31 protein-coding genes are annotated in these 25,987 nt (G+C 41.5%); all 31 read right to left on the reverse strand.

The window, feature by feature from the left end:
- Positions 1-8: 8 nt before the first annotated feature.
- A complete protein-coding gene (locus ACUUHJ_RS32050) occupies positions 9-206 on the reverse strand; it encodes a helix-turn-helix transcriptional regulator (protein WP_472301277.1) in 198 nt (65 codons plus the stop codon).
- Between the two features lie 287 nt (positions 207-493).
- Complete coding sequence (locus tag ACUUHJ_RS32055; protein WP_472301278.1) at positions 494-1,693, reverse strand: hypothetical protein; 1,200 nt, start codon at positions 1,691-1,693, stop codon at positions 494-496.
- Between the two features lie 32 nt (positions 1,694-1,725).
- Complete coding sequence (locus ACUUHJ_RS32060; RefSeq protein ID WP_472301279.1) at positions 1,726-2,679, reverse strand: tyrosine-type recombinase/integrase; 954 nt, start codon at positions 2,677-2,679, stop codon at positions 1,726-1,728.
- Between the two features lie 21 nt (positions 2,680-2,700).
- On the reverse strand, positions 2,701-3,390 hold the full coding sequence (locus ACUUHJ_RS32065) for a hypothetical protein (RefSeq protein WP_472301280.1): 690 nt from the start codon (positions 3,388-3,390) through the stop codon (positions 2,701-2,703).
- A gap of 80 nt (positions 3,391-3,470) precedes the next feature.
- Entirely contained in the window at positions 3,471-3,887 is a 417-nt protein-coding gene (locus tag ACUUHJ_RS32070) for a hypothetical protein (RefSeq protein WP_472301281.1), read from the reverse strand.
- Between the two features lie 184 nt (positions 3,888-4,071).
- The gene (locus ACUUHJ_RS32075; protein ID WP_472301282.1) at positions 4,072-4,461 is read right to left on the reverse strand and encodes a hypothetical protein; all 390 of its coding nucleotides are present in this window, start codon (positions 4,459-4,461) and stop codon (positions 4,072-4,074) included.
- A 439-nt stretch (positions 4,462-4,900) separates the two neighbouring features.
- Positions 4,901-5,113: a hypothetical protein gene (locus ACUUHJ_RS32080; protein ID WP_472301283.1), complete on the reverse strand. Its 213-nt coding sequence runs from the start codon at positions 5,111-5,113 to the stop codon at positions 4,901-4,903.
- A gap of 49 nt (positions 5,114-5,162) precedes the next feature.
- A complete protein-coding gene (locus tag ACUUHJ_RS32085; RefSeq protein ID WP_472301284.1) occupies positions 5,163-5,390 on the reverse strand; it encodes a hypothetical protein in 228 nt (75 codons plus the stop codon).
- Positions 5,391-5,709: 319 nt separating this feature from the next.
- Complete coding sequence (locus ACUUHJ_RS32090; protein ID WP_472301285.1) at positions 5,710-5,952, reverse strand: hypothetical protein; 243 nt, start codon at positions 5,950-5,952, stop codon at positions 5,710-5,712.
- Positions 5,953-6,038: 86 nt separating this feature from the next.
- Positions 6,039-6,203 (reverse strand): hypothetical protein, encoded by a 165-nt coding sequence (locus tag ACUUHJ_RS32095; RefSeq protein ID WP_472301286.1) that lies wholly within the window; start codon positions 6,201-6,203, stop codon positions 6,039-6,041.
- Positions 6,178-6,576, reverse strand: coding sequence for a hypothetical protein (locus tag ACUUHJ_RS32100; protein ID WP_472301287.1), 399 nt, complete (start codon positions 6,574-6,576; stop codon positions 6,178-6,180). Before ACUUHJ_RS32100 ends, ACUUHJ_RS32095 begins: the two co-directional genes overlap by 26 nt.
- Positions 6,577-7,462: 886 nt before the next feature.
- Positions 7,463-7,795 carry a hypothetical protein gene (locus ACUUHJ_RS32105; protein WP_472301288.1) on the reverse strand — a complete coding sequence of 111 codons (333 nt, stop codon included), beginning with the start codon at positions 7,793-7,795 and terminating at the stop codon, positions 7,463-7,465.
- Between the two features lie 632 nt (positions 7,796-8,427).
- Positions 8,428-8,598: a hypothetical protein gene (locus ACUUHJ_RS32110; RefSeq protein WP_472301289.1), complete on the reverse strand. Its 171-nt coding sequence runs from the start codon at positions 8,596-8,598 to the stop codon at positions 8,428-8,430.
- 61 nt (positions 8,599-8,659) lie between these two features.
- Positions 8,660-8,956, reverse strand: coding sequence for a hypothetical protein (locus tag ACUUHJ_RS32115; RefSeq protein WP_472301290.1), 297 nt, complete (start codon positions 8,954-8,956; stop codon positions 8,660-8,662).
- Between the two features lie 15 nt (positions 8,957-8,971).
- The gene (locus ACUUHJ_RS32120; protein ID WP_472301291.1) at positions 8,972-9,331 is read right to left on the reverse strand and encodes a hypothetical protein; all 360 of its coding nucleotides are present in this window, start codon (positions 9,329-9,331) and stop codon (positions 8,972-8,974) included.
- Positions 9,332-9,541: 210 nt separating this feature from the next.
- Positions 9,542-9,946: a hypothetical protein gene (locus tag ACUUHJ_RS32125; RefSeq protein ID WP_472301292.1), complete on the reverse strand. Its 405-nt coding sequence runs from the start codon at positions 9,944-9,946 to the stop codon at positions 9,542-9,544.
- A 21-nt stretch (positions 9,947-9,967) separates the two neighbouring features.
- Positions 9,968-10,276: a hypothetical protein gene (locus ACUUHJ_RS32130; protein WP_472301293.1), complete on the reverse strand. Its 309-nt coding sequence runs from the start codon at positions 10,274-10,276 to the stop codon at positions 9,968-9,970.
- Positions 10,277-10,489: 213 nt separating this feature from the next.
- Entirely contained in the window at positions 10,490-11,065 is a 576-nt protein-coding gene (locus tag ACUUHJ_RS32135) for a hypothetical protein (RefSeq protein ID WP_472301294.1), read from the reverse strand.
- Between the two features lie 93 nt (positions 11,066-11,158).
- Entirely contained in the window at positions 11,159-12,226 is a 1,068-nt protein-coding gene (locus ACUUHJ_RS32140; RefSeq protein ID WP_472301295.1) for a M23 family metallopeptidase, read from the reverse strand.
- 110 nt (positions 12,227-12,336) lie between these two features.
- Positions 12,337-14,742, reverse strand: coding sequence for a VirB4 family type IV secretion system protein (locus tag ACUUHJ_RS32145; protein WP_472301296.1), 2,406 nt, complete (start codon positions 14,740-14,742; stop codon positions 12,337-12,339).
- Positions 14,739-15,056, reverse strand: a complete 318-nt coding sequence (locus ACUUHJ_RS32150; RefSeq protein WP_472301297.1) for a hypothetical protein — start codon at positions 15,054-15,056, stop codon at positions 14,739-14,741. The genes ACUUHJ_RS32145 and ACUUHJ_RS32150 overlap by 4 nt, the downstream gene beginning before the upstream one ends.
- Positions 15,057-15,058: 2 nt before the next feature.
- Positions 15,059-16,075, reverse strand: coding sequence for a conjugal transfer protein TrbL family protein (locus ACUUHJ_RS32155; RefSeq protein ID WP_472301298.1), 1,017 nt, complete (start codon positions 16,073-16,075; stop codon positions 15,059-15,061).
- Position 16,076: 1 nt separating this feature from the next.
- Complete coding sequence (locus tag ACUUHJ_RS32160) at positions 16,077-16,439, reverse strand: hypothetical protein (RefSeq protein WP_472301299.1); 363 nt, start codon at positions 16,437-16,439, stop codon at positions 16,077-16,079.
- A gap of 52 nt (positions 16,440-16,491) precedes the next feature.
- Positions 16,492-18,888, reverse strand: coding sequence for an AAA family ATPase (locus ACUUHJ_RS32165; protein ID WP_472301347.1), 2,397 nt, complete (start codon positions 18,886-18,888; stop codon positions 16,492-16,494).
- 173 nt (positions 18,889-19,061) lie between these two features.
- A complete protein-coding gene (locus ACUUHJ_RS32170) occupies positions 19,062-20,867 on the reverse strand; it encodes a VirD4-like conjugal transfer protein, CD1115 family (RefSeq protein WP_472301300.1) in 1,806 nt (601 codons plus the stop codon).
- The gene (locus ACUUHJ_RS32175) at positions 20,864-21,595 is read right to left on the reverse strand and encodes a relaxase/mobilization nuclease domain-containing protein (protein WP_472301301.1); all 732 of its coding nucleotides are present in this window, start codon (positions 21,593-21,595) and stop codon (positions 20,864-20,866) included. Before ACUUHJ_RS32175 ends, ACUUHJ_RS32170 begins: the two co-directional genes overlap by 4 nt.
- A 23-nt stretch (positions 21,596-21,618) precedes the next feature.
- Complete coding sequence (locus tag ACUUHJ_RS32180) at positions 21,619-22,140, reverse strand: prepilin peptidase (RefSeq protein WP_472301302.1); 522 nt, start codon at positions 22,138-22,140, stop codon at positions 21,619-21,621.
- Positions 22,141-22,162: 22 nt separating this feature from the next.
- Positions 22,163-22,606 carry a hypothetical protein gene (locus ACUUHJ_RS32185; protein WP_472301303.1) on the reverse strand — a complete coding sequence of 148 codons (444 nt, stop codon included), beginning with the start codon at positions 22,604-22,606 and terminating at the stop codon, positions 22,163-22,165.
- A gap of 358 nt (positions 22,607-22,964) precedes the next feature.
- The gene (locus ACUUHJ_RS32190) at positions 22,965-23,831 is read right to left on the reverse strand and encodes a ParB/RepB/Spo0J family partition protein (protein WP_472301304.1); all 867 of its coding nucleotides are present in this window, start codon (positions 23,829-23,831) and stop codon (positions 22,965-22,967) included.
- Between the two features lie 747 nt (positions 23,832-24,578).
- A complete protein-coding gene (locus tag ACUUHJ_RS32195) occupies positions 24,579-24,977 on the reverse strand; it encodes a hypothetical protein (RefSeq protein ID WP_472301305.1) in 399 nt (132 codons plus the stop codon).
- 827 nt (positions 24,978-25,804) lie between these two features.
- A complete protein-coding gene (locus tag ACUUHJ_RS32200) occupies positions 25,805-25,951 on the reverse strand; it encodes a hypothetical protein (RefSeq protein WP_472301306.1) in 147 nt (48 codons plus the stop codon).
- Positions 25,952-25,987: the final 36 nt, after the last annotated feature.

Below are 25,987 nucleotides of genomic sequence, written 5' to 3' on the forward strand. Positions count from 1 at the left end.
GTTGCCTCCTAATCTCTTTTCATTTTTGCATTTTTGTCCAACCAAGCTTTTACCGCCTCAAGCTCATACCGTCTTGTACGCGGTCCAAGGTAGACTTCTGGCATCCCTTGTTCTACCAGTCGCCCTATTTGCCGAACATTAATGTTCAAGAATGCAGATAGTTCCTCTCTGGTTAACAATTTTTTGGGTTCGTTCTTTCCAGACATGAATAAATTGCCCCCTTCGTTCCTCCCTCCCTTGTAATGTGTACATCACAAGGGACGACCGATTGTGTTAAAATCAGGTTGTCCCTTGATCGGGGATATATCCACTCAGCGCTGCTCGACCAAAGCCCTGCTGAGTGGATATTTTTATTATACCGCAAATGTAAATAGCAGTCAATAACGGACATAAAAGTATTTTGGAGTAAATAACGGACATTGTAGACGTGAAAATTTGGACGCAACAATCGCCGCATCCAAATAGTGGTAATCGCCGTAGGGGTATAGTGCTTTTATTTCTTGAATAGCTTTTCTAATAAAGTCTTCCCCTGTTGTTCTTCCGCAACCAGAAACTGATCGAGCAAGCGACTCCACATTGATGCGTCTTCTTCGCTGACGTCATAGAGACTAGGGTTAAATGGTACACGTAAGACTTTCAAATCTCCATTCCATGAGTAAGATTTCAAGTCTGAGGTTATCTGGTTCACTTGTTTTTGATCCGAAAAATTGACCAGAACATTCCAATCAAATCGTTTGTCTCCAAAGATTTGAACAAATAGTTCCAATTGTTGATATCCCCATAATGAGCCAGTTGACACTACACAACCTAATGTAGCCCGCGCTAATTCATCTGCATGCGGACTATAGATCGTCCCTCCCCTACCATCTCGGTAGACCATGTGACCAATATCAAGTATCACCCAATCCCATTTTTTCAGTCTCAGAATATGATTTGCATTGGTCGTATAGGCAAAATCAATCCCCTTTAAATTGCCTACCGTAAACAATGCATCTTCCTGGTTAGTCCAAGCAGAAAGAGCCGGTTGTTTTATGGATTGGTCGTCAAACAACTCTAATACCAGGATGTTTTTGAAGTACTGACTCAAATAAACCGCTGCTTGAATAGCTACTTTTGTAGAACCAGCCCCTGAGGCAGCAGAAGCAATCGCTATTGTAGACTGACCCACTGAATGACTTCTTATGAGTCTTTCGACTTTTTTATCAGGTGGATTTGTGATTCTTTTTGCGGATAACTCATCCTGATTGTTAGCTCTTTCAGGTTCTGTTGTCCTAGGACTTTCGGTTCTCACTCTCCATATATCGGCATTTTTATATGTATCATTTAGTTGTTTTGTTATGAAATGTGCAATTTTATCAGAATCACCTTTCTCAGGTGCCACAACATCCTCAATCCCCAAATCGGCAATAGCAGCAAGCGCAGGATCTCCAGGTATTCTCCCCACTGCCAATACGATTATCCTCGTATGAGGCTTTTGTTGTCGGAACAAACTAAGACCATTAATCACTTCATCTTCTGGGCCACAAGATAAGTCAACAATAATCGCTTGGCGAACAACCAAGGAAACCGTTTGAATAACAGAACGTATATCCTCTGCCGAAAACGGTCCGATATGTTCCTGTAAAATCACCTCTCCTTCCAATGCCTTTTTAACAGCAGACAAATTTTGAGGACTGACAATAACTCCATACATATATACGGCCTCCCTTAGTTACTTATTTAGGTTTAGTCTCGCTCCGCTGAAAGCAACTCAACTGCTTGCCTTCTTTCATTACTACTTGATTTTGTATAAATTCGGGTAGTGTTTATGTCGTCATGTCCTAACATGTCGGCAAGTAAATCTAACCTCACTCCCTTTTCAACCATGTCGTGCCCAAAAGTATGACGGAGAACATGCGGAGTCAAATCAGGGAGGTTTACTATCTTTCTTAACTGCCTGAATATATGCTCAACACCGTCTACAGTCAATTCCCCTTTCTGGCTGGTAAACAGTTTCAAGCTATCCGGATGCGGTCCCTCCTTTCGAAACACGAGCCACTTTCTCAATAAAGTCGTGATCTCTTTATTCAACTCAACCCGCCTAAACTTCCCACCTTTCCCAGCTCGAACATAAAGCAGGCGAGCATCCAAGTCTATATCCTCATTCACATCAAGACCAACCAATTCGCCAACCCGAAGACCAGCATGCATCATCGTAAATACAATTGCTTTATTGCGAATAAGTCGCCACATATTTCTTTCTTTCATCTGCTCATCCTCGAAATAACGAATAAGCTTGTTCTTTTCATTTCGATCTAGCCAGCGAACCGAATCAGACCTATCCTGAATTTTATAAAGCTTAAGTTTTAATGCAGGATTGACAGGAATCCGTTTGGTATCAACGAGAAAATGAAAGTACGTTCGAATCGCTTCCAACCTTTTATTAATGGTTCTAGGCGCTAAACTTTTACCTGCCTTGGTTTTTGCATGTTTGGTTAGGTATTCCCGGTAATCCTGCAAATCAATTGCAGATAGGTTCGTTAAACCTTCGCTCGTTTGGCCATTTGTAACCTGCTGATACCAGGAATCAAGATCCTTTATAACACTCTGATACTCTTTTACAGTCTGGGCTTTACGCCCATGTTCATGCATCCATTCACTGAATTGCTTGGAAACCATCAGCACTTCACACCATTTCATTTCATTATCGTGTTGATTTTTCTAGTTGTAGGGTGGTTTATTTATAAACGTCCCGACAGGGGCGTTGTATTTTCTCGGCCTCGATGTCATTTGTTCCAAATATCGCTTCCCAGCCTCCGAGTTCATCAAAGCTTCTAAATCATCGTCTCGAAACGATATATAACCATTTCCTAGTTGTTGACTTAGCAGCTCACCTAATGGCAATTCTTCTATTTGAATAGTAACTTTCCCTATGGGGAATGCGGTCCCAATTTCTTGCTCTTCTAATTGTGGCGCCAGAAGCCCAGCTGTTTTTTCTATTGCACTTTCTTCCCTGTATGCTGCGGCATCCGTCATGTGAAGTAAAGTATTGATTAAAGCTGCCTTAGGTTCCCCGTAAATAGTCCCACTCGCAGAGCGATAGACACGAACGGGATGCTTTAGCGTCTCTTGTAAACTCATTTCATCTAGCAAGTGAATTTGCTCCAATCTTAAGCGTTCCCATTCCATTACTTCATCCACCGTTTCCGACCCAGTACGTTTGATTAAGGTTAGAACAAGATCCTTCTTCTTATCATCTCGGTATACCAGTATGGACCCGACAATTTGAACGGAATAAAACTCACCTTCTTTTCCAGCTCCCGTTTGATGAAGGTCGAGTGATGCCAGATCTTGCCTTACAATATAGGAAGAACCATCCAATAATTTTCGAAGCCACTCATAAAGTTTCATTTTCACTTTCCCTCCCTTTCACAACTCAAAAGATACCTCATTGACATGTCACCTTTCCCTCTACAAAGCTTTCCCTAACCTTAGTAGCGTTCTAGCTTTGCTCGGTGACTCTCGATCTCACGGTCAAGCTGCTCGTCATATTGTTTTTCACAGCAATCCGAACATAGCTCACTAATGTAGGAGAGGTCATTGGTTTTTTTGCACTTTTTGCAAAGCTCCTTGTCAATTTCATTCCCTGATTTCGCTGGATCTGGTATTACTTCAATACTTTCCATATACCCCACATGTTCGTTGAAAGAATCAATCAATGCCATGATATTTTTGCGTCCTTCTTCAATGTTCCCACCAATTCTTACCGCAGGGACAAATAACGTTTTGATTCTCCCTTTGCATTCGCCACAAACAGTATCATTATCACCTGGCATATACCACACTAATTCCATATCGCGAAAATCACGATGGCAAGAAGCACAATATCTTTTAGTTGAAATTTTCATTTTGATCTCCTCATTTTATTAAGTCCAGGTAGGACTCGCTTATTTGCTCTCAGATCGCTCCAATCTTCGCGCCTTTGCAGCAATCACTTGTCGTAAAAATCACTTCATGATGGAGATACTCACAAATATCACATCTAAACATGGAATATTCTTCCTCTTTCTTCCGTGAGCAATGTGTATCCAACTATTTTGATAAATGTTCGATAGCATCGTTTATAGCCCACAACGGCTCTTCCCATGCCCCATGTCCATTTCTTGAATGTCTGTTTACTAAAGCTCTCACTTGCTTTAGGACAGGTAAGGGATACTTCTTTAATTCATCAACATCAACCAATTGCACAGCTTTATATGCATTGGAAACTAATTCTCCACGATTTTGCATTATTTCCACCTCATCCTTAGCGTCCATAAGCCCCCCTTGAGTAAAATCAGTAATCGTCTCTATAAACCGTTCATTCTGCCAAACCTCAATCCCAGTTGCCGCCATTTCTATTGCCCGATCTATTGCTCGGCCCTTTGCTTTATAAACACCCACTATACAACCGTCCGACATTACGATGTATGTTTTAGACATTCGTCATGCCTCCTTCTATCCAAAATGAGCAATTTGTATTCAGAGTATTCATTGTATGAACGACTGCAAATCAAAATAGTGAAATAGTAATATCGCTATTCCGACTGCCATTAATACCTGGCCGTTACCACTGATCGAAAAGTACAACCTATTAAGTGGCCCTTCCATATCATCAGGTCGTTTTTCGTTACGCCCGATGAAGATAACAACTGCACCAACCAAAATTAAAAATACTGAAAAGTACAGAATATTGCTCCCCTCCACCTTTAATCAGCTCTAATCGCGTATGATACTGCCCTCGGAACACCATATTTATTAGGTTTCCTTGACACATCCAGCACAAAGCTTATTATTGTTTACAATTGATGCCTCAAGGCAAATACGGCAAATGTCCAATATTTGAAACATCGTTTTTCCTCCTCTCAGCACTACATAACTATTAAGTGAAAGCATCGTTCGCCTTTTTTACATGTCGATGCTTGAGCCATATATTCTTCAATTGCCCGTCGAGTCGAACGTATAAATCTTTGTCAGCTTCCGAAGCAGGATAACCAATCACAGTACCCCTAACGCCTACTTTCGCTAAAATCCTTTGGTTATTCCATGACATTTTTGGCTCTACGACCTCGATACGGTCACCATGCATGAACAAAATCAGTTGCCACCTTTCCTTATTAACTAATAAGTAAAGCAGTCAATACTCAGCTATATAGATTTAATTTTTTTAAGCATTTATTACATGCAAATTGTTTCTTTTTCATTAGCTCGATTACGTCGATAGTCGTATCAAAAAAATCAGTTTTTTGACCATATTTACCACATATCGAGTTGTAGTTTTTAAAAGCATGGTATTTTGCTTTTGGGTGAATCCAATCATGGTCAGTTTTATTGCTCTGTTTAACGGGTAATTGCCAAATTATTTCAGACATACCTTATCTCCCTACATAGTAAATTGAAATTACCTAAATGTACGTCAAAGCCTTGCTATAACTACGTTTCTATATAGTGTACAAACAGGATTTACATGGAGAGGCGAGCATGATAGGCTATCGCACCAAGCGAATCCTTTCTGGTATTGCCCCGTTCGCTCTCCATTCATGCTCGTAGAGGCTCCATGTCAATCCGTCTATACTGTTGGTACACCATATGTAACCACTACAGCCTGTAAGGATGACAGGCGTTTCTCGACAAGTTAATCTAATACACAATTAGTAAACTAGACTCTCAACCTCATCATTCAACCTAAACTTAATCGCCTTCAAATCCAGCAATAGACTTAATCAAAGTCATGGAACCTGTTCTAGTGTTCATCTTCAATGTAACTTTTAAATTCAAACTTTCATTAAACGGATCTATTTCAGAATCACAATGAGGGCAACGTGTTAAAGAATCAAACTCGAAAAACACTCTTCCACAAATAGGATTTGTACATATCACTTTGTAATAATCAATCGTTGTCACTTGATTTAATTGCTGTTGAAACTGATTCATAAAAGCCCCCCCTCCTTCACATAACGAGCAGAATGCTTAGTCATTGGAACCCCTCCAATTTTATTTTTTGAGCAATTTATTTATAGCTAAAAATAAATCAATAACGCATACACAAACATGCTTGCACATACAAGATAAATCAAAGCTCGCAAATATTCCTGATGCCATGCATAATCCGCAGCTATATGGCCATGCTCTATCTCCTTATCAATTTGAGTAGCTGCTCTATCCAGATAACCAATTCGTTTCATTATCGAATCCTTCCACCCATTTGATTAGCATTTTTCGTTGCTCGACAGTGAGTTTATCGTAGTTGTCTCGGAACCACCTGATCTGCGCATCCGTTATTCGAACTTTATTATTCTCACGGTCAATATGCAAATCCAAGAATGAGTTTCCCCCATATAGTTGCACGCCTAATGGTATGTAGCACTTCACACGCCGCAAAAATACATCATTAAATTGGAGTAAAGGATGCTTATCCACTTGATTAGCTCTTAGCTTATCAGCATGCATCCTCCCTTTGTTTACGATTACGTTGGCCATCTCAAGATGCTTTCCGTACTCACAAGGGAGGAACATCCCATCAGGAGTTAGCCACCCTGTAAGTCCTTGCTCGTTCATCGAATCACCCCTTTCGCATCCAGCTCACAAAATGCAAGTCCTAACGATTCCACCGAGGCAACGGAACCATTTTACCCAACTACAATGAATTACACGAGACAGTTGTGTTATTTGTCTTTTTTTCTGATTTAATTATACTGCATTCTTTGTCGTTTTTCCAGCCCTTGGATATAAAAAACGACAAAGAAACTATATTCTTTGTCGTTTTTGTAAACCCGCATTATGATGCTGATTTTTCCGATTCTTTATTTAATTATCAGATAAATCAAACTAGAAACCAAGAGACCAATAGCTGTACCTATGTATCCATAAATTGTAATACGCCAAATGTTCGAGTCGGATAGCGAACCAAAGAAAGATTCCTCCCCTTCATTCGCCTTATTCAAAAAATACGCTCCTATCACAAAAATCCCCAGGGCGTATCTGTATGGCGGAAAAAGATAAACCAACAAAACATTCACCAATACACAACTTGTTAAAAAAACAACAGCCTTACTCGTTATAGTCTCCGACACTACGATCAACTCCCAACATGCTTATTTACCAATTAATCACGTTGCAGAAAATTCCTCCAACGGCCTTTCCTAGGAAAGACGGGAGGGGCCTATCTACCGATCCGCATACGTCTGCAGCAGGCTTGGGGAGTCGGCGGTACACAATAGGCTTCCGTCCGGAATCCTGGAGTATCGGCTTTTCCTGAGGTTCCGGGCGGCATAGCCCGCCGCTACCGCCGACCGGGGGCTGTCAAGGGACCGTGGAATACCGGAGTGAAGGGATCCGGACGAACACGTTTTTTGTTCGGCCTCATCCCGAAGCGAGGATATGCCGCGAAAGCCCTTGACTGCTCACGCCTTGCCGTTTTTCTCGATGATTCCTCTAAACCCCTTCACCCCTCATACTCTTCTTCATTACGAAGACTAATATAGGCATCGTAAAGTTTGATCATGGCTAAAATCGGTGCTTTAACAAAAAAACCACGGGGGCTATTAACCGGACACAAACTTCTCAACGTTGCTTTATCTTGGTCCGAAAAAACAAGCGCCCCCGTGCTAGGTTTATATAGCTTTCCTAGTCTATCGAAGTCATCAAGGATTTCCATGAGTTGATAAGCTGCAATATCAACTGTTTCATATCCATTTTGATACCGCTCAAAGGTATAAACAGCGGATGAATCCAACATGGGCCTAGACAAAATAACTGACGGTTGTCTTTGCGACATAACGGCACCTCCAATAATCTTTGAAAAGTGTAATGAAAAAGGGCGTTAGTATTCTATCGAATGTTGAAAACATCCAGTTTACTCCTAGTCTCCTGAACATTATGTATTCAGACTCGTCGATCCGCGCCCCTGGACACACAATATATAAATTAGCAACAATGTTTCTTGTCAATCTCTTGTATTGCTTTATTAGATAAAGAAAGTTTAACAATTTTGAGTTAAGACTCACCCATATCAGTAAAGAAAACTTCACATCTGTAATATAGAAAGCCAGTCACAACTAAAGCAATCAGCAAGCATAGCAACAAATATCCTAAAGGATTAGTAATTAATCCAGCTAACCAATCCACCATCGGAATCATCCCTTTTCACATAATGAGCAATAAGTCAAATCTGAAATAAATGTCTGACCCATTTTGTAATAATCGGAATGACTCCTGCAAATAAAGCCGAAAACAAGAATTGTGGTGACCACGTTAACAGAGCAATAATTAGAAAGAAAATAAACATTGTAACGAAAAAAGGCGTTAATATTCTATCGAATGTTGAAAGCATCCATTTCCCTCCTTATCTCTTTGAACATTATGTATTCAGGCTCGTCGATCCGCGCCCCTGGATACACAATAGATAAATTAGCAACCATGTTTCTCGTCAATCTCTTGTATTGCTTTATTAGATAAAGCTTGTATAGCTTTTAGCTTTCCGTAAACTGCTTCTTCATCTTCTGCCTGTACATACTGCCAAGATTCTAATGCAAAGCTTTGAATTTGTTGTACTAATAGCAATAATTCATTTTTGTTCATGGTCTTCTTTCCTCCGATTATTTATTTTGAGCAGTGTGCAGGTGTGGTCGATCCGCGCCGCTTATAACTCTGTCGTATTACTTTCTATAGCTGCTACTAGAGGAAGCCCTAAAACCTCAATAAATTGTTCATGCGTCTGGTAAACTAAATCGTCAACAACAACCAATAAAACACCTTGTTTTCTAAACTTTTGCAAAGCAGAAGTCAAGTTCTCAATCCTATCCTCATAATCGGCTATAGTGGATAAAAAAATAAAATGTGGTGTAATTAATTGAAGACCTTCACGAAACCTGCTTTCTCTCACTATTTCAAGAGCTGAGTCCAAACCGTCCCTCTTTACATAAAAATGAGTAAACATATTCCCTCTCCTATCCTATATTGTTTCTTGTTCTAGTTTTTTGATTTGTTCCTCTTCCCATTTAATCATTTGCTTTGCCAGTGCTAACGCTCGTTTGCGCTGCTCAATACTGTTTGAATCGCTTCCATATCCAATTGCTGTCATTGCATTTTGATAAATCAATAACAGTCTTGGTTCATCGGCATGATGACTTGCTAGAACATCAATTTTACCAGCGTGATTACCCAAGCTATAAGTATTGATATTCTTATCCCGCTTGTTGTCTTCACTTATTCCATGCATCCCAAGATTTACTTTCTCTACAAATCCAATTGGATCTGCTTTGATATTGCTCCACCCATCATTCAAAAAAGTTACAGTTGTCATGTATCCCAATTTCATCTCTCCTATTCTTATCAAAATTACCAATAGCCTTCCTCTCTGATCCTGTACACTTCATCCTCGATTTCTATGTCTGACCCAATCAAGAAATAAGTCACGAATAGATGGAGCTATATACCACAAAGCAAAACATACAGTCATCGACAGAACAAACCACCCTGAAAACAAACCAGTCTCCATCAACCCTCACCCTTCCCTTTTCTGTTATTCACGATTTCTAGGACTTTTTTGTTCCATAGCTTCCTTGTATGCTTTCATAAGGTTTTCCATATATTTGACTTTCTCTCTGGGTTTCACATTCGCCTCAAGTGTACGTTGAGTCAAAAAAACAAAGTTATCTTGAAGACATTTCACACCCTCGAAATCTTGCCTGAAAAACTCAGGGCTACCAAACTCGTAAACATAACGAATTTTCCCACTCGCTTGTTCTTCATCCCTGAATGAGATCAAAAATTCCAGTCGCTCTTGTAAACGCGGGATTTCTTGCTGTAAGTATTCAACTTTGACGTCTTTAGGATCGCTGTTTTGAAGTTCATTTTCCTTTCTTTCCAAAGCATCCATAAGATCCGAAATGAGTCCATTCAGTTGCTCTATAACGGTGATAGCCATTTCGTTCAGCTCCTGGCATTTTTATTTATAAAGCATCCATCTTTTGTACTTTTCATCTTTTTTTAGCCTCTCTATATCCAGCATTTCCATTTTGTTCTTTCGTTTTACTTTTTTATGTTCTTCGTAAACGTGCCCTGCTTTTTTTGCTAATACATGAGCCACACAAAGAATGCCGTAGCCTATGAAAACGGCACCTAATCCTAAGAAAAATGCTTCAATCCCTAAATATAAGAATGTGAAGATCAAACATAATCCACCTAAAACTGACGCAAAACCAGCAATCACCAAAAACCATAAAACACCTAGCGCCATCCATAATTTGGCGTTCACGTTCTCACCCCTTAAGTCAACATAACCCACAAACCAGAAATGGACCCAATACCAGCAAAAACGATTCTCTTCGTTCTATCCCTTTCAAATAAAGCCCACAGCAGATTTAATAGCGACACTGTAATGACAATGCCTTTCAAGTAACCTATTTCCAAATACGCTCACCTCGTTTGATTAATGTTGTATAAATCAAAACCTAGCGAAGTGATTGTTCTACAACTCCAATATTCGCGTTCCATTAGATGTCAAAACAGGTATCTTCCTCACTCCTATGCTTTCTACATCTAACAGTAACGCTGTTTTCAAAGCTGCAATCCGACTCTGAAATATTCGGTATGCCACCTTTCCTTTAGTTACTTTTCCATACAATTCCTTTATGGAATCAAAGCCTTCCTCATCACGGAGAGCCTCCAAAATCTTCCTGTGATCTCCTTGGAGTTCCACTTTGATTCTCCGCAACGTATCCTCCTGGAGTACAGGATCAGGGTAAAGATCAGTAACCACATCGATGTTTCTCCCCAAGTCCATGAGTCTCTTACCAAATTCAGTAATCGCGACTAACTTAGACCTTTTATCTGTCTTGTCGGTATCTGTCCTAACCATCAGCGACAAAGAAAGGCTTTCTACTTCTTCGGGAGTTTTTTGCATCCCTACTCCTTGTTGCAACATGTATAAATATAGATCCGATAAGCGTATAGACTGACCTTCTTTCAATTCTAAATAGGTAAGGATATCGGAACTGGCAACCGATAAGTTAGATGCAATAGCAATCAAATTCTGGTCATTCATGATTGGGAACCTCCATTGTTAAAAAGAAATCATACCTCTATTATAAATTAACAGTAAGTAATAGTAAATGATTGATTGACAAAAAACCCTTTCCTATCGTTTAGATAGAAAGGGTAATGGATTCACTGGCTTGCCATCAATCCGGACCTCAAAATGAAGGTGATTTCCGTCTGATTGTCCGGTCCTTCCGACATAGCCGATCAGATCCCCTTTGCTTACAATCATCCCCGGAGCAACCGCAAATTTATTTTGATGAGCATACCATGTTTGATAACCGTCATGCTGTATCTTTGTTAGATTTCCATAGCCACCGCTATATTCTGTTGCAGTTGTCGAAATCACCTTACCATCAGCGACAGCAATAATAATCGCATTCCTTGGGGCACCAATATCAATTCCCTTGTGATTTTCGTTTTTACCGGTTACAGGGTTTGTTCGATTAACAAATCCCGAGGTAATAGTAAAATGACCAGGGACAGGCCATATATCAAAATGGATATTATCAATATCCTTTAGTTCTTGAAGGTCCTTGATAAATTCAATGACTTCATTTTCTTTACCAGGGAAGATGTATCCTAAAAGCTCTTTGAGTCGTGTCTCGTGCCCATTAGAGGAAAGATAATTCGCAATGGTAAACATAACGTCTTCGGGCGTTGTTACCAATGCAATTCCATCGCCGTTTCCGTCCGCTTGGTATTGTTTCCATATAAATTCATTTTCCGGAAGTGTTACCCGTCCATTAGACCATTGCCAAATTCCAGCCAATATATGCCAATCTACTCCGTACTCTTTTTCAGCAAGCTTGGCTAGTTCCATGATTTTAACAGGTATTGCATCGTCATGGTCGGAACCATAATCTTCTTCTATGATGCTATCTAAAACCTCTTGAACATCCGCCTTTTGCTCGTCCGTGAATTGAAGGCCGTTCATTACTTCCTCTAATGTGTAGTATCGTTTTACTTTCCTTGTTTTTGTTCCACCCTCCCCATCGCTAACCTCAATCGTTTCATAATAGTAAAACAAGCTGACAGAATTGTTAGGGAGGGCTTTTTCCAAATCAAACTCATAACGCACTACATCAACTGCGTACACCCATTTCCATTCAACACCATGCCTTAAAGCCGCTTCCTTATAAATAGGAACATAATCAGGATCTCCCATAAAAATACTCATGATCCCGCTAATAACAGACGAGATGATTGTCAAGAAAAGAAAAACAACACTCAAGGCGGTGATGAGCAACGGTCGCCAGTTCTGAGCTGCCCATACAACTAATTGAACCTTAATAACTCATCACCACTAACCTGTTTGATCATATCGAAACGCTCTGGGTTAAGGATTTGCATTTCATCCAGATTATAGCTAGTACGGGTTTTCATGCGATGATTTCCAATAAAGAATAGGTTTGTGCCTCGTGGTTCACTGGTAGATCGGATGAAACTTTCTTCTACTTCGGTCAATTGCACAATTTTACTCAATGCTGCTGCATCTTCTTCTTTTAGTTTGAAATAGCGTTGAAACACCGCGTTATTAATAATTGCGGTCAATTTTGGATGCTTCATGACATCGACTACGTTTTGGGTTAATGCGTTAGCATAACCATTATATTTTCGAATCCGCTTATACATTTCCCAAATGAAATCTAATGTCTGTGGCCTGTTTGGATCTCCAAAATACCAAAGCTCATCCATGATAACTCCCACATTACCATTGTTCAACTTAGCATCTTCCCAGAACTCCTGAATAAGCAGTTCCATCGTCGCCGGCAAGATCTCCAATGGACAATCACGCACATTTGCGACAAACATATCATCCATTGTCCAGTTGCGCTGTCCGTTAAACATTTTGGCATATGTACCATTCACGAACGGATCTAACAATTCCCCAACACGTCTTGTATCGGGATCTTCATAACAAATCTTAGCTAAATCTTCTAATATCGGGAACTCGGTCGGTGCTATGTTCGATTCAAAGTTGTACTCTTTCAGTCCGTAGGTCATAAGGATTTTACGATGCAACTTTGCTCTTTCTGTTGGGGTAAGGTCTTCAATGATCCAAGAGAACCAGCGGACGATTTGCGGAATTTTGACTCGCAAATATTCTCCTGGATGAATAATGTCCTCTTCATCTTCATCTTTATCAACAATAAAACTGGAAATGTGGAGTGGATTAAACACCCACTTATTTGCTGGTGAAACTTTTAGGAATTGACCAACCCCAAAATTAAAACCCGGTTCTGGTGTCACAACACGAATTTTAAAACCTTGAGAGTGTTCGCGCAAAATGTCCATCTCTACCCCGGATGTTTTACCGCCTCCAGAAATCCCAATAGTAACCTCATTTCCATTCACGAAACGAGATCGGTCCATACGATCAACAATCACAAGAGAGTTATTATCTACATTGATTCCACGGCGAATGCCTGTGTTCATTTGGTAATCGGTACGAACAAAAGGATACATTCCGGATATGGCCATTGAATGCATAGGATTGGAAAAACGCTTATTTAATTTGCATTCATACATTATCGGCAACGCTGCAAAAAATCCATCCCAGCCTTCATATTCCAACCTAAAAGTAGTCCCTTTTGCCCGTCTTATTTTAGATTCAGCATCTCTAATTAATTTTTCGAGTCCTTTAACAGTTTCATCACGTACCATTACATAAACCGTAACATTATAAGCTGCCTCTTCTTCACTCAAGACTTCATCCAACACTAAATCAGCATCATCATAATCTCTTTGTTTTTGTTTTTTCTCTTTAGCTGATAATGGTCTTACCAAATCTGTTTCAATTTCTCCCATCATATTGGAAAGATCATTAATTACCTTGTCTTTACTTTTTCCTGTATGCTCAATATCAATCAAAATATCAACATGCCCTTTGATTTTATACAGTTCGGTCAACCACGCAGCCTTTGGATCTCGTGGGTAGGTCTTGAAAACCAGCGTACTATAAAAGTAACCATCAATTTCATAATAGGTATCGTGGTCAAACATATGGTGTGGGGCCATGTCATTTAACCGGTAATTCTGCAACTCCCCAAAGCTTGCAGATTTTCGAGCATTAATTTTATCAAACAGGACGCGCCCATATTCCGTTCCAGTCTTCATAAGCAAGTTCAAATGCTGAGAATGAAGCGAAATTCCACGGAACCCTTCAATCAAAACGTTATTCTGCTCACGCAATTCATCTAATTTATCATCATCTGCTGACAAATCCGATCCAGTAATCACATAAAATCTCTTCGTAAATCGATTCTCATTCGCATGTTCTATAACATGTTCCCGCTCTGCATCCAATCTTGTTGCTCGATATTCAGATACTTGCTCCTTTTCGACTTTATCTTCCAAGTACGCCACATAATCGGCAACATCCATTGGCTCAGAAGAAATATAAACTTGCATTCGTTTTCCTTCGAACTCATTAAGGACAGATTGAAAACCAGAAACGACCTCTTCCTTTTCATTTGTGCCCAATAAATTAATGTTAATCAGGCTGGTTACTTCGAGCATGCTCCGAATCGAATTATTTTTCATCCGCAGAACATGTCCATCAATTCCCGTCAAAGGCATGATATCCTGAATAGTTTTGTCTACAGATTTTTCTTCACTGTTGACTGATTCTGCTTTTTGTGAAGAAAAAGGAAGTTTCAGTTTCGGTAATTTCATTTTCATTTTTTACGCCCCCAGTAAAACGTCTTCTGCCGATAACGAGATTTAATTTGTGTGCGCCAAATATATACAATCGGTCTTTCGGTTAATTGCGGCAATGGTTTTACTAACCCATAAGCCAGCAATGCAATAAAAGCAGCTCCACAAAAAAGCGAGTATCCCAGCACTTCTCGTCCAGAGTCAATAATGGGATACGATTGATAAAGGCAAAAAAAGAAGAGGGCAATAAAGGGTGAGATTAAAACCCAACCTTTTAAATCCAACCCTCCATATAAAGTAGCCTTGTTTAAATTTCGTGGAATCTTATACTTCCCCAACTTTATCCTCTCCTCATGATAGAACCTGAACCACCACCGGTCCTCGGTGCCCCACCACCTCCAATTGGCAAGCTATTAAGCGCCGCTTGTCCAAGAGATGATATTGCACCGCCTCTTGCTCGTAGAGCCAGAAATGAAACAGCTTGTCCTGCAGCTGCGCCTGCTGCGTCCCCTACTCCGGTACTATATAACCACTCACGTAACAACTTTGAACCCCGGAGTAGTAAGACAATAAACCCAATCGTTATAAAATAGTGAGCGCCATTAGGCTGATTCGTGAAGTTGCTAAACACTAAACCTAAAATGGAAACTTGTGCTGCCTGAGTAAAAATAATCCCAATAGAAGTTCTGAAAAAATGTGACATGGTATTCGCTGATATGTCACCCGCCATCAGGATAGGGCCGAAAAGATATAAGCTGGCAATCTCTGCGTAGCGAACAACCCCCATAAAAGCCAATACCAATGCACTTATAACAAAAATCAGGAACAAAATAGCCTGATCAGCACCGACCTGTTCAGGGAGCGTAAACATCCCTCTGATCTTATCCACTTGAATTTGCAAAGCTGAAATATCAGAGATGATATAATTGTTAATCTCGATCATTAAATCCAGTAGATACCGCACAGATACGACCATTGCACCGCTAATGATTGTTTTTGCATAAATTTGTGTTGCTGGCGTAGTTCGTTGTCCCATCCCAGCTCGTAGCATATTCAGGAACATTTCTTGTACTCCGAAATAAACAGCACATACTATCCCAAGACTCATTGAATATCCCATGAGTTTGTCAAAGAACGGACCAACAGCACGGATACTTTCAAAATCTGTTTCAATTAAAACGTATTCATTTAGATACTCGAACATCCAGGAAGCAATGCCAGTCGAAATGCTGTTTAGAATGGCATTAAACCAATCAACAGCCCTTTCTTCCCCGCCCGCTAACACAATGTTAGCGGGTATCAGGAAAAAGAATAAGGAAGACAATAGCCAGATTTTACGTTTAGCCAAAAATCTCATACTATTTAATTCCCATCACTTCGAAAATTGCATATACGATTGAGACAATGCAAAACACACCGGCGCCATAAACACCAACGTTAAACATGGTTTCTTTCGTTGCGGCTCTCTTATGATTGTCTTTCACACCAAACATCCCCGTGTAAAATAGATATCCGCAAATTCCAGCGACAGTGAATGGTGTGAGCCACATAAGCCATCCCATGATTTTTTTAAAAACAGAGTCAGTATTTCCTAATGGCCCTGGTGGCCTTTCAGGAGTACCGATGATGTTTGCAAAGGCTGGAACCTCAGGAATCAACATGACAATTAACATCAACGCAAAAACAACGCACACCTTCCAATTCTTCCGCTTTTTCATCATAACCGGCATAACCCTTTTGAAGGGTTAAGTGCCTTTCTCTCCCTTCAAACGATTATTTTTGTAAAAAGGCCATTAAGCCTTTTCTGCCGTTTTTATCACTAGCCAATATCACCTGTTCAAGATTCCGACACATCTGCATAATTTGAGTAGTTTTGTTCTCAGTAGCGTTAGTCACTAAAAAGCTTCGATTATAAGGCAACGAAGCAACGGGACGTTTTCCAAATGTATCCTGCACTCGTTTTTCATTTACAATGCCGCCCTCATCGTATTTATTCAAGACAAATTCCATTTGATGCTCCGTTAACTTTTGTTGTTTAAGCAAGCTAACAAGCAAAGTAGTATGGCCAAGAACATTCGGGCTGCTTGTGACCGGGATGATAACATGATCACTTTTCACTAACACATTCAAACCGCCAACAGCTGACAGATACTTGTCCGAATCAATGATGATAATGTCAAAGGCCGGTTTTAACATCTCAACTACAGTTAGTAAGAAATCATCGGTAACATGCGGAATTACAGAAGGATCAGGAATCCCAACTAAAACGCTTACTCCCCGTTCGAAGATCATTCGTTCTTCGATAGCCAAGGCAGACAAGTTTCGATTTCTGTAAAGCATCAAGACATCGTATAGCGTCTTTTGGAAAGGAAATCCGATGCCCGTCCTTTCACCCACATCTGGATTCTGTAAATTAAAATCAAGCAACGCCACTCTAAGCCTATTCCCGAAATGACTAGACAAAGAAATTGCTAGTTCGGTCTTACCGATCCCTCCTGCCGCACCTGTTACCGTAACTACACACGCATTCCCTTTTCTAACTTTTGGCTGCTTGAAACCAGCGTAATGTGATTTAACCGGTAGAGCTTTGACAACAGTTACCTTATCCTCTTTTCTTGCTTTATTCTGCCATGATCCGTTTCCCTGTATGGAAGGACTATCCAATGATTCAATAGCACTGTTGTGTACAGACGATGTTTCCTCGGAAGCCTTGCTGGTAGGAATCGTACTTGAAGGTACTATATCAATTCCTTGAGATACAGGTTCCTTGCCGCTCCCAACTTCATCCTGCACAGCTGCTGTGCCAGCGCGTGACTCAATGGAAGGTTCTTCTTCCATCACTGGCTCCGCATCTACCTTGCCGCTCCCAACTTCATTCTGCGCAGCTGCAACGCCAGCTTGCGGCTCAATGGAAGGTTCTTCTTCCATCACTGGCTCCGCATCTGTTTTGCCGCTCCCAACTTCATCCTGCACAGCTGCTGTGCCAGCGCGTGACTCAATGGAAGGTTCTTCTTCCATCACTGGCTCCGCATCTACCTTGCCGCTCCCAACTTCATTCTGCGCAGCTGCAACGCCAGCTTGCGGCTCAATGGAAGGTTCTTCTTCCATCACTGGCTCCGCATCTACCTTGCCGCTCCCAACTTCATCCTGCGCAGCTGCTGCGCCAGCTTGCGGCTCAATGGAAGGTTCTTCTTCCATCACTGGCTCCGCATCTGTTTTGCCGCTCCCAACTTCATCCTGCGCAGCTGCAACGCCAGCTTGCGGCTCAATAGAAGGTTCTTCTTCCATCACTGGCTCCGCATCTACCTTGCCGCTCCCAACTTCATCCTGCGCAGCTGCTGCATCAGGGGACCGATAACTTGCAGCCACTTGTCTCATGACCTCATCTAATTTCGCGTGATCGATTTGAAATTCTTCTTCTCCTTGTTCTTGGATAGTCTCAACAATCGATGTGGTTATTACTTTCTCTTGTCCCTTTACTTCTTCATGCTCATGGCCAACCACAACATTGTTCTTGGATCTCTGAGAAGAACCTTCTGTTTCTATTGTCAACGGCTTTGGATTTCCATCTGAGCCACGTAGCTGTTGCCCCTCTTTATTGTCGCTCCCTTTCTTACCACCTTTTTCATCAGGTTCTTTTTTCTGCATCCGACTAAAAAAGGGAATTTTACTAAAGAAGCTTGATGAAGATTTTGCTTTTTCCTCATCGATTTTCTCTTTTGTTTCATTAAGCAAATCATTAACTACTTGAGTAGACTTTTCGTGATCCTTTACCTTTTCAGACTCTTGTACATTTTTAGCATCATCTCTTGGTTCGCCTTCATCCTTAAGTACAACAGAATCTTTTTCAGAAGAATCGTTCGGCGATGCTACGTTGTGAACTTCTTCTTTTTTCCCATTTTTAGCCCGTTGTTCTAAAGTGTCAGCGATCCGGTGTTTCAGCGTATTGTATGTGCCTTCATAGGTGACAATTGGAATACTGTGTTTCAATACCATGACATTCGGATAAAAGTCCAATTTCTGATCGACCACAATAATATCAGGAGACTCGTCCCCCATTGCCCGAGTGAAAAGCTCAAGGGTATTCAGATTCTCTGAGATATCAAATTGATCGCCTAGATTTTGAACAACCTTTTTATAACTAACCGGATGCTTAATGCAAACATACATTTTCACAAGAGAATCCCCCTTTCAGAAATAGTCAATTTTAACTAGAGAACCCCCTTCATCTATACTTTGGTATAATTTCACCAGGATAATTGTACCATCAAGTGTTTTATACGTCAATAACGGACATATAAAACAAATAAAGTATTTTAACGTAATTAACGGACAAAATAAACCTAGATAAAGAATACCTCTTCTCCCTTTCCCTTATTAGATCCCCTTGTAAACTCATCGTAGTCAACAATCGGGATGCTCAGGTCAGGAAAATCAGGTCTTTGTATCCAGGAATCAAACTCTATATTCGGTTCTAATTCTTCAAAATCCACCTTATCCAAAATAGCCGCTTGCCTTCCATTTTGCATTACAATGATCTTCGAGCGATCCCAACGAATCAATTCTCCAGGAGTCAGTAGATTTCGGCCTACAAAATTTCGGCTTACACTCGACCCTCCACTGTCCCTGTCAGATTGACTCTGAATTTGAATTGTTGTCTTATCTAATCGCCTAGAAAAATATTCAGCCGTTTCCATTTCATTTGTGGTCATAAAAACTATTGTATCGCAGTTCCCAATGATCTCTGACCAACGATCTCGATTGTACCTATTCTTAAATTGAGACAAACCTTGGACGATCATGGTCGGATAGATTCCCCGAGAACGGCATGTGCTGGTGATACGTTCGAAGTTACCAATTACTCCGATATTATTGAACTCATCTTTTAATACCCTTACTTCCACCGGGCATCTTCCATCGTCAAATTCTTCTGCTAAGTCATACAAGGATTGATAAAGCTTGGAAAATACTAACGCTACCGGCATTTCATAAGTCGTATCGCTATCCTTAATCAGCAAAAAGAGCGCGATCTTCTCTCTTCCTAAATCTTTTAAATCAAAATCACTATTGGACCACATATACGCAATACCTGGATCAAGAAAAACCTGCAGCCGAGTGGAGAAACCAATTTGTATCCCCTTGCGCATTTTCTCTTCTGCAATTTGGAAAAGCGCATATGCCTTTTTAGCATCGTGGCCATTCGGCAACGCATCAAACAATTGGTCCATCAACTCAGGATTTTGAGCACCCCACACCCCAAATTCAAGAACAGAAGGCATATGACGTTCTTCATCCGGGCGCTCACGTAATATGTACAAGATGCATGCTTGCAAATACGCCTTTTCAGCATTACCCCACACTTCATCAGATCCACTATGAGGATTACGAGTATTATCCATAATCGCTTGAGCAAGTTTAAGAACATCCGAAAAATCAGTTATTGTGTCCAAAATGTTCCAGCAGTCACTTTTCGCTGGCTTCAAGAAATTAAGAGTGTACACCTTATATCCATTCTTCCTCAATTTCTTGGCCGTTGCATTATATACAGCTCCTTTGGTGTCAGTCACCACAATGGAAAGTCCATCGTACATGGCTTTATAAACGTTCGGGTTGATAAAAGAACGGCTTTTTTTCGCCCCGGATGCTCCAAAAATAACTGTACATTGATTTAAGTCTGTCTCCCTCCAATCTGTAGGATGAACGGCTGACCTGCCATTAAACTGACCAAGATACAATCCCACTTTACTCTCGTGCTGCAACCACCATTCCTCTATCTCGTCTTCTGTAGCCCAACGAGAAGTTCCGTGCGCCCCGTATTCCGCTGCTTCTTCGACCTTCATTTCTACAGATTTCGATTTATCTAGTTTATAGAGAGTCATCACAAAAAAGAAGAAAAACGGGATTTGAAGAGTTAACCAGAACTGTCTCGTTTTCAATTCAGATTCTGATTCAGCATGCAACAAGACATCCAAGGTATTGAACGGACGCATGAGCACCATTTCCTCAAAGTCTTTTAATGGAACCTTCATCCCCACCATATAACTTAATGAGCCGATCAAATACAAATCAAGCATCACCAATATGATCCCTACTACCATATATCGGTTAATCAAGAGCTGCCTTATGCCGATTTTTTCTTTCTTCTTCATAATATCCTCCCCCCTCTTTCCATCTCCCGCTGTTTGCGCCTTTGCTCTAATTCCTGTCGGAACTCTTCTTCTCGAATTAATCGCCTCATCTGATTTGCAACGGATTGACCAGCACGCATTGCTTTAGGGGCATCTCTTTGGCGTTCCAATGTATGATTCCTCCCTTCCCGAGCTTGTTCCAGAATACTACGCTCGATAGATCGCCTAACAGCCCGTTCCTCCCGTAAAATCCGATAGATGTCCCCACGTATCTCCCGAAACTCGTCTTTGTCGATGCGAAATCGTTTATTTCGACCTTCTGGTGTCTTTCCAACTGCCTTAACAATGACATGAACATGAGGATTCCTCTCGTTAGGATGAGTCGCTGCTACCCAATCAAGCTTGATTCCTTTTTCCCTCTCAATCCCTTGCATAGTCTCCCTTACTATCTTTTTGTAGTCGGCACCATAACGATCAAAATCTTCTCGTTTCATTGAAATGATTAAGTGATGAGACTTCACCGCCTTTGGATGTCTCGTAGCTTTATCGTCCAACCTGTCCATAAAAGATCTATAATCTGCTCTGTCCTCAGTGGAGCTAAAGACTTCACGGTTCTCCTTTTCCAGTTCCCTTGATCTTTCGGCAATATAAAGGACTTGATTTTTGGCATGATTAAGTTTCTTCGTATACCGAACTTTAAGAACCACAAGGGAACCTCGCCGCTGCTTTTGCGGCTGTCCCTTTGCCATTGACGATAGCCTCCCAAGTATCATTAATTAACTATTAAGTAATGGTAATATTTCAGGATATCTGCTCCGTATAGGTAGGTCACAATGGCAGAGGCCGCGATTGCTGGTCCGACTGGAACACTATCCTTCCTACTCTTTGCCAAAATCAAAAAAGTGATAACTCCAAAAATAATGAACAATGGGAAAGATAGGATCAAAAGATACGGACCCACTAGTAATCCAACGACAGCATTTAGCTTGATATCTCCCCCACCTATTCCACCTTTTGTAATAATGGCAAGAAGCCAGAACACGCTAAAACTGATTGCCATTCCAATGAAATATTCGACTACGCTATAGACCGGATGCACAACCAATCTCAGACAAAAAAACAGAGCCAACCCTGGAAGAACAATCCGATCAGGTAACAACCTCTCTTTTAAATCTATCCTCGATAGCACTAAAAGAAAAACCGCAAAAACACATCCTACTAAAGCCTCCCCTGTCAATCCGTACCTTCCGATCGTCAAAAAGCAAAGCGCAGCTCCACCAATATACCAATACATTGATTTTCTCCTTTCTTTGAATTCACACATCACCCAGCCCTTCTTTATCCAATTTCCTTTTTACGTTCGCAGCTGCCCTTTGCCTTGCAGCATAGTACATATCGTCAATCTCCTTTTCGCTCCTACCTTTACTCAATGCTTCAATAAGCAACTCAAGCGAAGTTGCCGAATCCATCATTCCTTTAGCTGATATATTGGCAAGACGGGTCTCTACCTTCTTGATCGCAGCCATGACTTCTCCTGTAAAACTCATTTCATGTAATCGATTGTTATTGTAACTACGCACGTAAAATACATGGGCCTTATCAAACTGTTCCTGAATAGTTGTATTTTCCTTTTCCGCTATGAGAGCAATATCCCCATAAATTTTCTCTGGAACCCTAACTTGCTTATTTGACCTAGCATTAACAGTCTTTCTTCTGGGTTTTCTCGGTGTATCGCTTGTACTCTTTTTTGTACCAACCATTTAAATCACTCCTTGTATACACATCTATTCTTATTATAGCAATGTTTTCCAATAAAGTGTATGCTAAAAAAATAAATCTTGCATACACAATCAACCTTGCGGAAGCAAGGTTTTTAGAGTTGCCGCTGGCAACTCTTTATCCTGCAAACACCCCATATCCCCCAAAATACGGGGGCATGGGGGTTCGGCTGCCACAGTCGCTACGCTCCAGGGCAGTACCTACACCGCCGCTTTTTCCCCGTTTTACAGGCGTATTTTCTTGCTTCGAGGCCCTACTCACGCCCTATTCATCGAAACTCATAGTGCGTTTAAAAGCCATAAAAAATGCCCGCAACCTTTAATGATTGCAGGCTTACCGTTACATAACAGTAACTATACGATCAGCTAATTCTCTCAGGCGAATCGACATCTCCTGTTTCTCATCGATTGTCATTTTCTCCCCGATTTTTAGAAGCTTTTGCTCGATCTTATCGAAAGTATCACTTTCATTCTTTTTTGCCTTAACCTTGTCCCCTTCCTCAATTTCAATTTCTTCCTGTACTCCAAGGACCTTTTGGCAAACCTCTTTCACTAGCTTCAATGTTAATGGTTCTTCATAGCTAATTAGCATCTGATAAGCTTTTTGCTGTTCTTCCTCCGTCAGAGAAGCCAAAGCATTGCCAGCATACAAGCCTAGATCATTACTGGAAACCAGCGCTTGAATCGGTTCGATTAGACAAAGAAGCTTTAAGAGCCGCCTAAGAGTCCTTACGTCAACACCGAAAGATTTTGCGATATCTTCCTGATTCAGTCGGTCTAATAGACCTTTTGCAGTACGATCACCGCCCCGAGATATGCCAGCGCGTCTGCAAAGTACCTCTGCTTGCCTTGCTTTTCTCATTAAATCCTTTTCTTCCTGCCTTCGATCTGTGTTAGCTGCTACGATCAAAATTTCAATATCTTCCTCTGGTGCCTCAACAGTCCTGGTGGGAATTTGCTCTTTGCCAATCTCTGAACAAATCTCCCACCTTTGATGACCTGAAATAATAACCATATCAGTCGTAATCCAAACCGGTTCCAGCACATCTTGAAGCTCGATACTTGTTTTTAAGTTCTGCCGATCTACAATGTCTAAAGGTGAATGAAAGTAAAGGTTCATTGGGTGCGGCTTCAAATCAGAAACGCGACGATAAACAACATCAAATGAAACGCTAATAAAAAACCCTCCTTCCCCAACTACTACCATTAAAACAACAAAAGGAAAAATGTACAAGCAAACAAATAAAAACCATTAATTAATAGTAATTAAAATACTGTTATATAAAGGTAATTTATTGTATATGCAATGCATAACTAATGTTATACAAAAGATATGCAGTTATCTTGGCTCCTTCTTTTCTTATCCGTTCGGCTGAACTGGTCAAGGGCTTTCGCGGCATAATCCTCCCTGCGCTTCGCTCCGGTCCGGTATTCCACGGTCCCTTGACAAGCTCAGGTCGGCGGTTGGCGGTCGATTTGCCGACCGGGACCCCTCAGGAAAACGCTCCTTCTCCTTGCGCCCCGGTCGCTTCGGCAATTGTCCACCGCCGACTTCCCTCTCTACTGTAGGTTTACTCGGGTGTGTCCTTTGCCTTCCCCGGTTGTCCTCGGAAAACGCTGATTTCATGCGTTTAATTCCGTTACAGTTATATATAAGTAATTCAATTACTGTTATATAAGGGTAAATAAAAAAGAGAGGGCTTTACCCTCTCTCAAACTGCTTCGGCTGCTTCATTAATTTGTTGAGTGTGCCGGTTATGCGAGTCCACCGTCAACCGTGTTCCTGTCGGCCCTGCGTGGCATACTCTTACAATCGGGCATGTTCCGCAGCCGCATTTTTTGTAGCTTCCATAGTGCTTTTTACAAGTTTCTTTCGCTCTTTCGCTGAGTTGGATAAACATGAAATCATCCCCGCCTTTTACTGAATGTGATTTTCGAACTGGTCAGCCAAGAATTAATCCCGGCTGTCCCAGTGGATAAACGGCTCATCAGGAACGGATCGCAGCGCCCGCTGTATGTATTCCTTATTGAAGCATGTCAGGCTGTGCCCGATGGAAACCCCTCCCGACTCTTCCCGATGGACTACATGATCTGAATCGACGTTAATCCACCCTTGCCAAATCAGGAATCTTTGGTTCGGCTTGAATCGTATTGCGGTTTCCTTTCTCTTCCCTTTTTGCTTGAAGCGAAGAACCAATGTCTCAGGATATTGAGCGTATGGCTTGATATCAGCCTCCAGCAAAGTAACGTGCATATGGTAAGGGAATCCAAACTCGCTGAATGCCCAAAGAGTGTATTGTGTTTGGGGGGTAAACTGTTCGATCAGGCTGGACAATGTTTTTGTTTGACTCATGATTAGCACTCTCCTTGAATAGTTGATTATCGCTTACATTTATTATTATAAACCAAAAATAGTGATATGTCAATTAGCTTGATAAATAATACCGGTAAACGCACGTCTTTTTTGCGGCTTTTCCTAGGAAAGACGGGAGGGGCAAACTACCGATCCGGTTACAGCTGCAGCAGGCTTGGGGAGTCGGCGGTACACAATGGGCTTCCGTTCGGAATCCTGGAGTATCGACTTTTCCTGAGGTTCCGGGCGGCAAAGCCAACCCCTACCGCCGACCGTAGGTTGTCAAGGGACGTGGAATACCGGACCGTAGCGAAGCGAAGGGAGGACTATGCCGCGAAAGCCCTTGACTACCTATGCCTTGCCGGTCATTCCATCGATTAAGCTGCTCATCCCCACAGGGGGCATAGCCCCCTAAGGATCAGGATATCCCGGCGTAGACGGGATATCTCCTTTCCGGTTTTGCTCCTTCATGTTTTTGCGTTAGGGGACGGAGGACCAAGAGGACGACAGGAACCTAGGGAGAGTTGGGCGGCTTGCCGCCTTACTCTCCCTGGTTATCGGCGTACTCCCGACCCCCGGCGGGAGGGCTATGCCCTCCCGTAACGCCCGCGCCCTGCCATAAGTTTTTCAGGCTTCTATCCTTTCTGTAGACTTAGGACTTCCCACGAAACGATGAGGACACAACCGCAATTGGACGATTTTTTTCTCATAGAACCAGCGCGAAGCATAAAACACGACGACCCCGAAACTAATCCTTACAGCCAGCGCCGCCCCCAAAAACAAATACAAGAAATCCATCGAGACGAACTTGCTATTTCAACTGCTCGTCATGCAGCCTCTTCCATATCGACCAATGCGCTACGAATTTCCTCGATGACACTCGATGCCCTAGCCATATCCCCCTCATGGATAGCATCCTTTAAATCAACACTCAAATCCTGAACGCGCTGCGCTAACTTTTCCAATTGATTCATTTATATCCCTCCCCGATAGGCTTTCATGGTCATTTT

This window comes from Brevibacillus schisleri, assembly GCF_055685845.1.

Bases quoted from the DNA above. Each gene is read 5' to 3' on its own strand.
- ACUUHJ_RS32070 (WP_472301281.1), bottom strand. From the start codon at position 3,887: ATGAAAATTTCAACTAAAAGATATTGTGCTTCTTGCCATCGTGATTTT.
- ACUUHJ_RS32090 (WP_472301285.1), bottom strand. From the start codon at position 5,952: ATGAATCAGTTTCAACAGCAATTAAATCAAGTGACAACGATTGATTAT.
- ACUUHJ_RS32170 (WP_472301300.1), bottom strand. From the start codon at position 20,867: ATGAAGAAGAAAGAAAAAATCGGCATAAGGCAGCTCTTGATTAACCGA.
- ACUUHJ_RS32160 (WP_472301299.1), bottom strand. From the start codon at position 16,439: ATGATGAAAAAGCGGAAGAATTGGAAGGTGTGCGTTGTTTTTGCGTTG.
- ACUUHJ_RS32140 (WP_472301295.1), bottom strand. From the start codon at position 12,226: ATGGGAGATCCTGATTATGTTCCTATTTATAAGGAAGCGGCTTTAAGG.
- ACUUHJ_RS32095 (WP_472301286.1), bottom strand. From the start codon at position 6,203: ATGAAACGAATTGGTTATCTGGATAGAGCAGCTACTCAAATTGATAAG.
- ACUUHJ_RS32065 (WP_472301280.1), bottom strand. From the start codon at position 3,390: ATGAAACTTTATGAGTGGCTTCGAAAATTATTGGATGGTTCTTCCTAT.
- ACUUHJ_RS32135 (WP_472301294.1), bottom strand. From the start codon at position 11,065: ATGAATGACCAGAATTTGATTGCTATTGCATCTAACTTATCGGTTGCC.
- ACUUHJ_RS32155 (WP_472301298.1), bottom strand. From the start codon at position 16,075: ATGAGATTTTTGGCTAAACGTAAAATCTGGCTATTGTCTTCCTTATTC.
- ACUUHJ_RS32085 (WP_472301284.1), bottom strand. From the start codon at position 5,390: ATGTCTGAAATAATTTGGCAATTACCCGTTAAACAGAGCAATAAAACT.
- ACUUHJ_RS32060 (WP_472301279.1), bottom strand. From the start codon at position 2,679: ATGAAATGGTGTGAAGTGCTGATGGTTTCCAAGCAATTCAGTGAATGG.
- ACUUHJ_RS32185 (WP_472301303.1), bottom strand. From the start codon at position 22,606: ATGGTTGGTACAAAAAAGAGTACAAGCGATACACCGAGAAAACCCAGA.
- ACUUHJ_RS32180 (WP_472301302.1), bottom strand. From the start codon at position 22,140: ATGTATTGGTATATTGGTGGAGCTGCGCTTTGCTTTTTGACGATCGGA.
- ACUUHJ_RS32105 (WP_472301288.1), bottom strand. From the start codon at position 7,795: ATGTCGCAAAGACAACCGTCAGTTATTTTGTCTAGGCCCATGTTGGAT.
- ACUUHJ_RS32195 (WP_472301305.1), bottom strand. From the start codon at position 24,977: ATGAGTCAAACAAAAACATTGTCCAGCCTGATCGAACAGTTTACCCCC.
- ACUUHJ_RS32055 (WP_472301278.1), bottom strand. From the start codon at position 1,693: ATGTATGGAGTTATTGTCAGTCCTCAAAATTTGTCTGCTGTTAAAAAG.
- ACUUHJ_RS32175 (WP_472301301.1), bottom strand. From the start codon at position 21,595: ATGGCAAAGGGACAGCCGCAAAAGCAGCGGCGAGGTTCCCTTGTGGTT.
- ACUUHJ_RS32110 (WP_472301289.1), bottom strand. From the start codon at position 8,598: ATGAACAAAAATGAATTATTGCTATTAGTACAACAAATTCAAAGCTTT.
- ACUUHJ_RS32115 (WP_472301290.1), bottom strand. From the start codon at position 8,956: ATGTTTACTCATTTTTATGTAAAGAGGGACGGTTTGGACTCAGCTCTT.
- ACUUHJ_RS32190 (WP_472301304.1), bottom strand. From the start codon at position 23,831: ATGGTAGTAGTTGGGGAAGGAGGGTTTTTTATTAGCGTTTCATTTGAT.
- ACUUHJ_RS32145 (WP_472301296.1), bottom strand. From the start codon at position 14,742: ATGAAAATGAAATTACCGAAACTGAAACTTCCTTTTTCTTCACAAAAA.
- ACUUHJ_RS32050 (WP_472301277.1), bottom strand. From the start codon at position 206: ATGTCTGGAAAGAACGAACCCAAAAAATTGTTAACCAGAGAGGAACTA.
- ACUUHJ_RS32125 (WP_472301292.1), bottom strand. From the start codon at position 9,946: ATGGCTATCACCGTTATAGAGCAACTGAATGGACTCATTTCGGATCTT.
- ACUUHJ_RS32075 (WP_472301282.1), bottom strand. From the start codon at position 4,461: ATGTCTAAAACATACATCGTAATGTCGGACGGTTGTATAGTGGGTGTT.
- ACUUHJ_RS32165 (WP_472301347.1), bottom strand. From the start codon at position 18,888: ATGTATGTTTGCATTAAGCATCCGGTTAGTTATAAAAAGGTTGTTCAA.
- ACUUHJ_RS32200 (WP_472301306.1), bottom strand. From the start codon at position 25,951: ATGAATCAATTGGAAAAGTTAGCGCAGCGCGTTCAGGATTTGAGTGTT.
- ACUUHJ_RS32100 (WP_472301287.1), bottom strand. From the start codon at position 6,576: ATGAACGAGCAAGGACTTACAGGGTGGCTAACTCCTGATGGGATGTTC.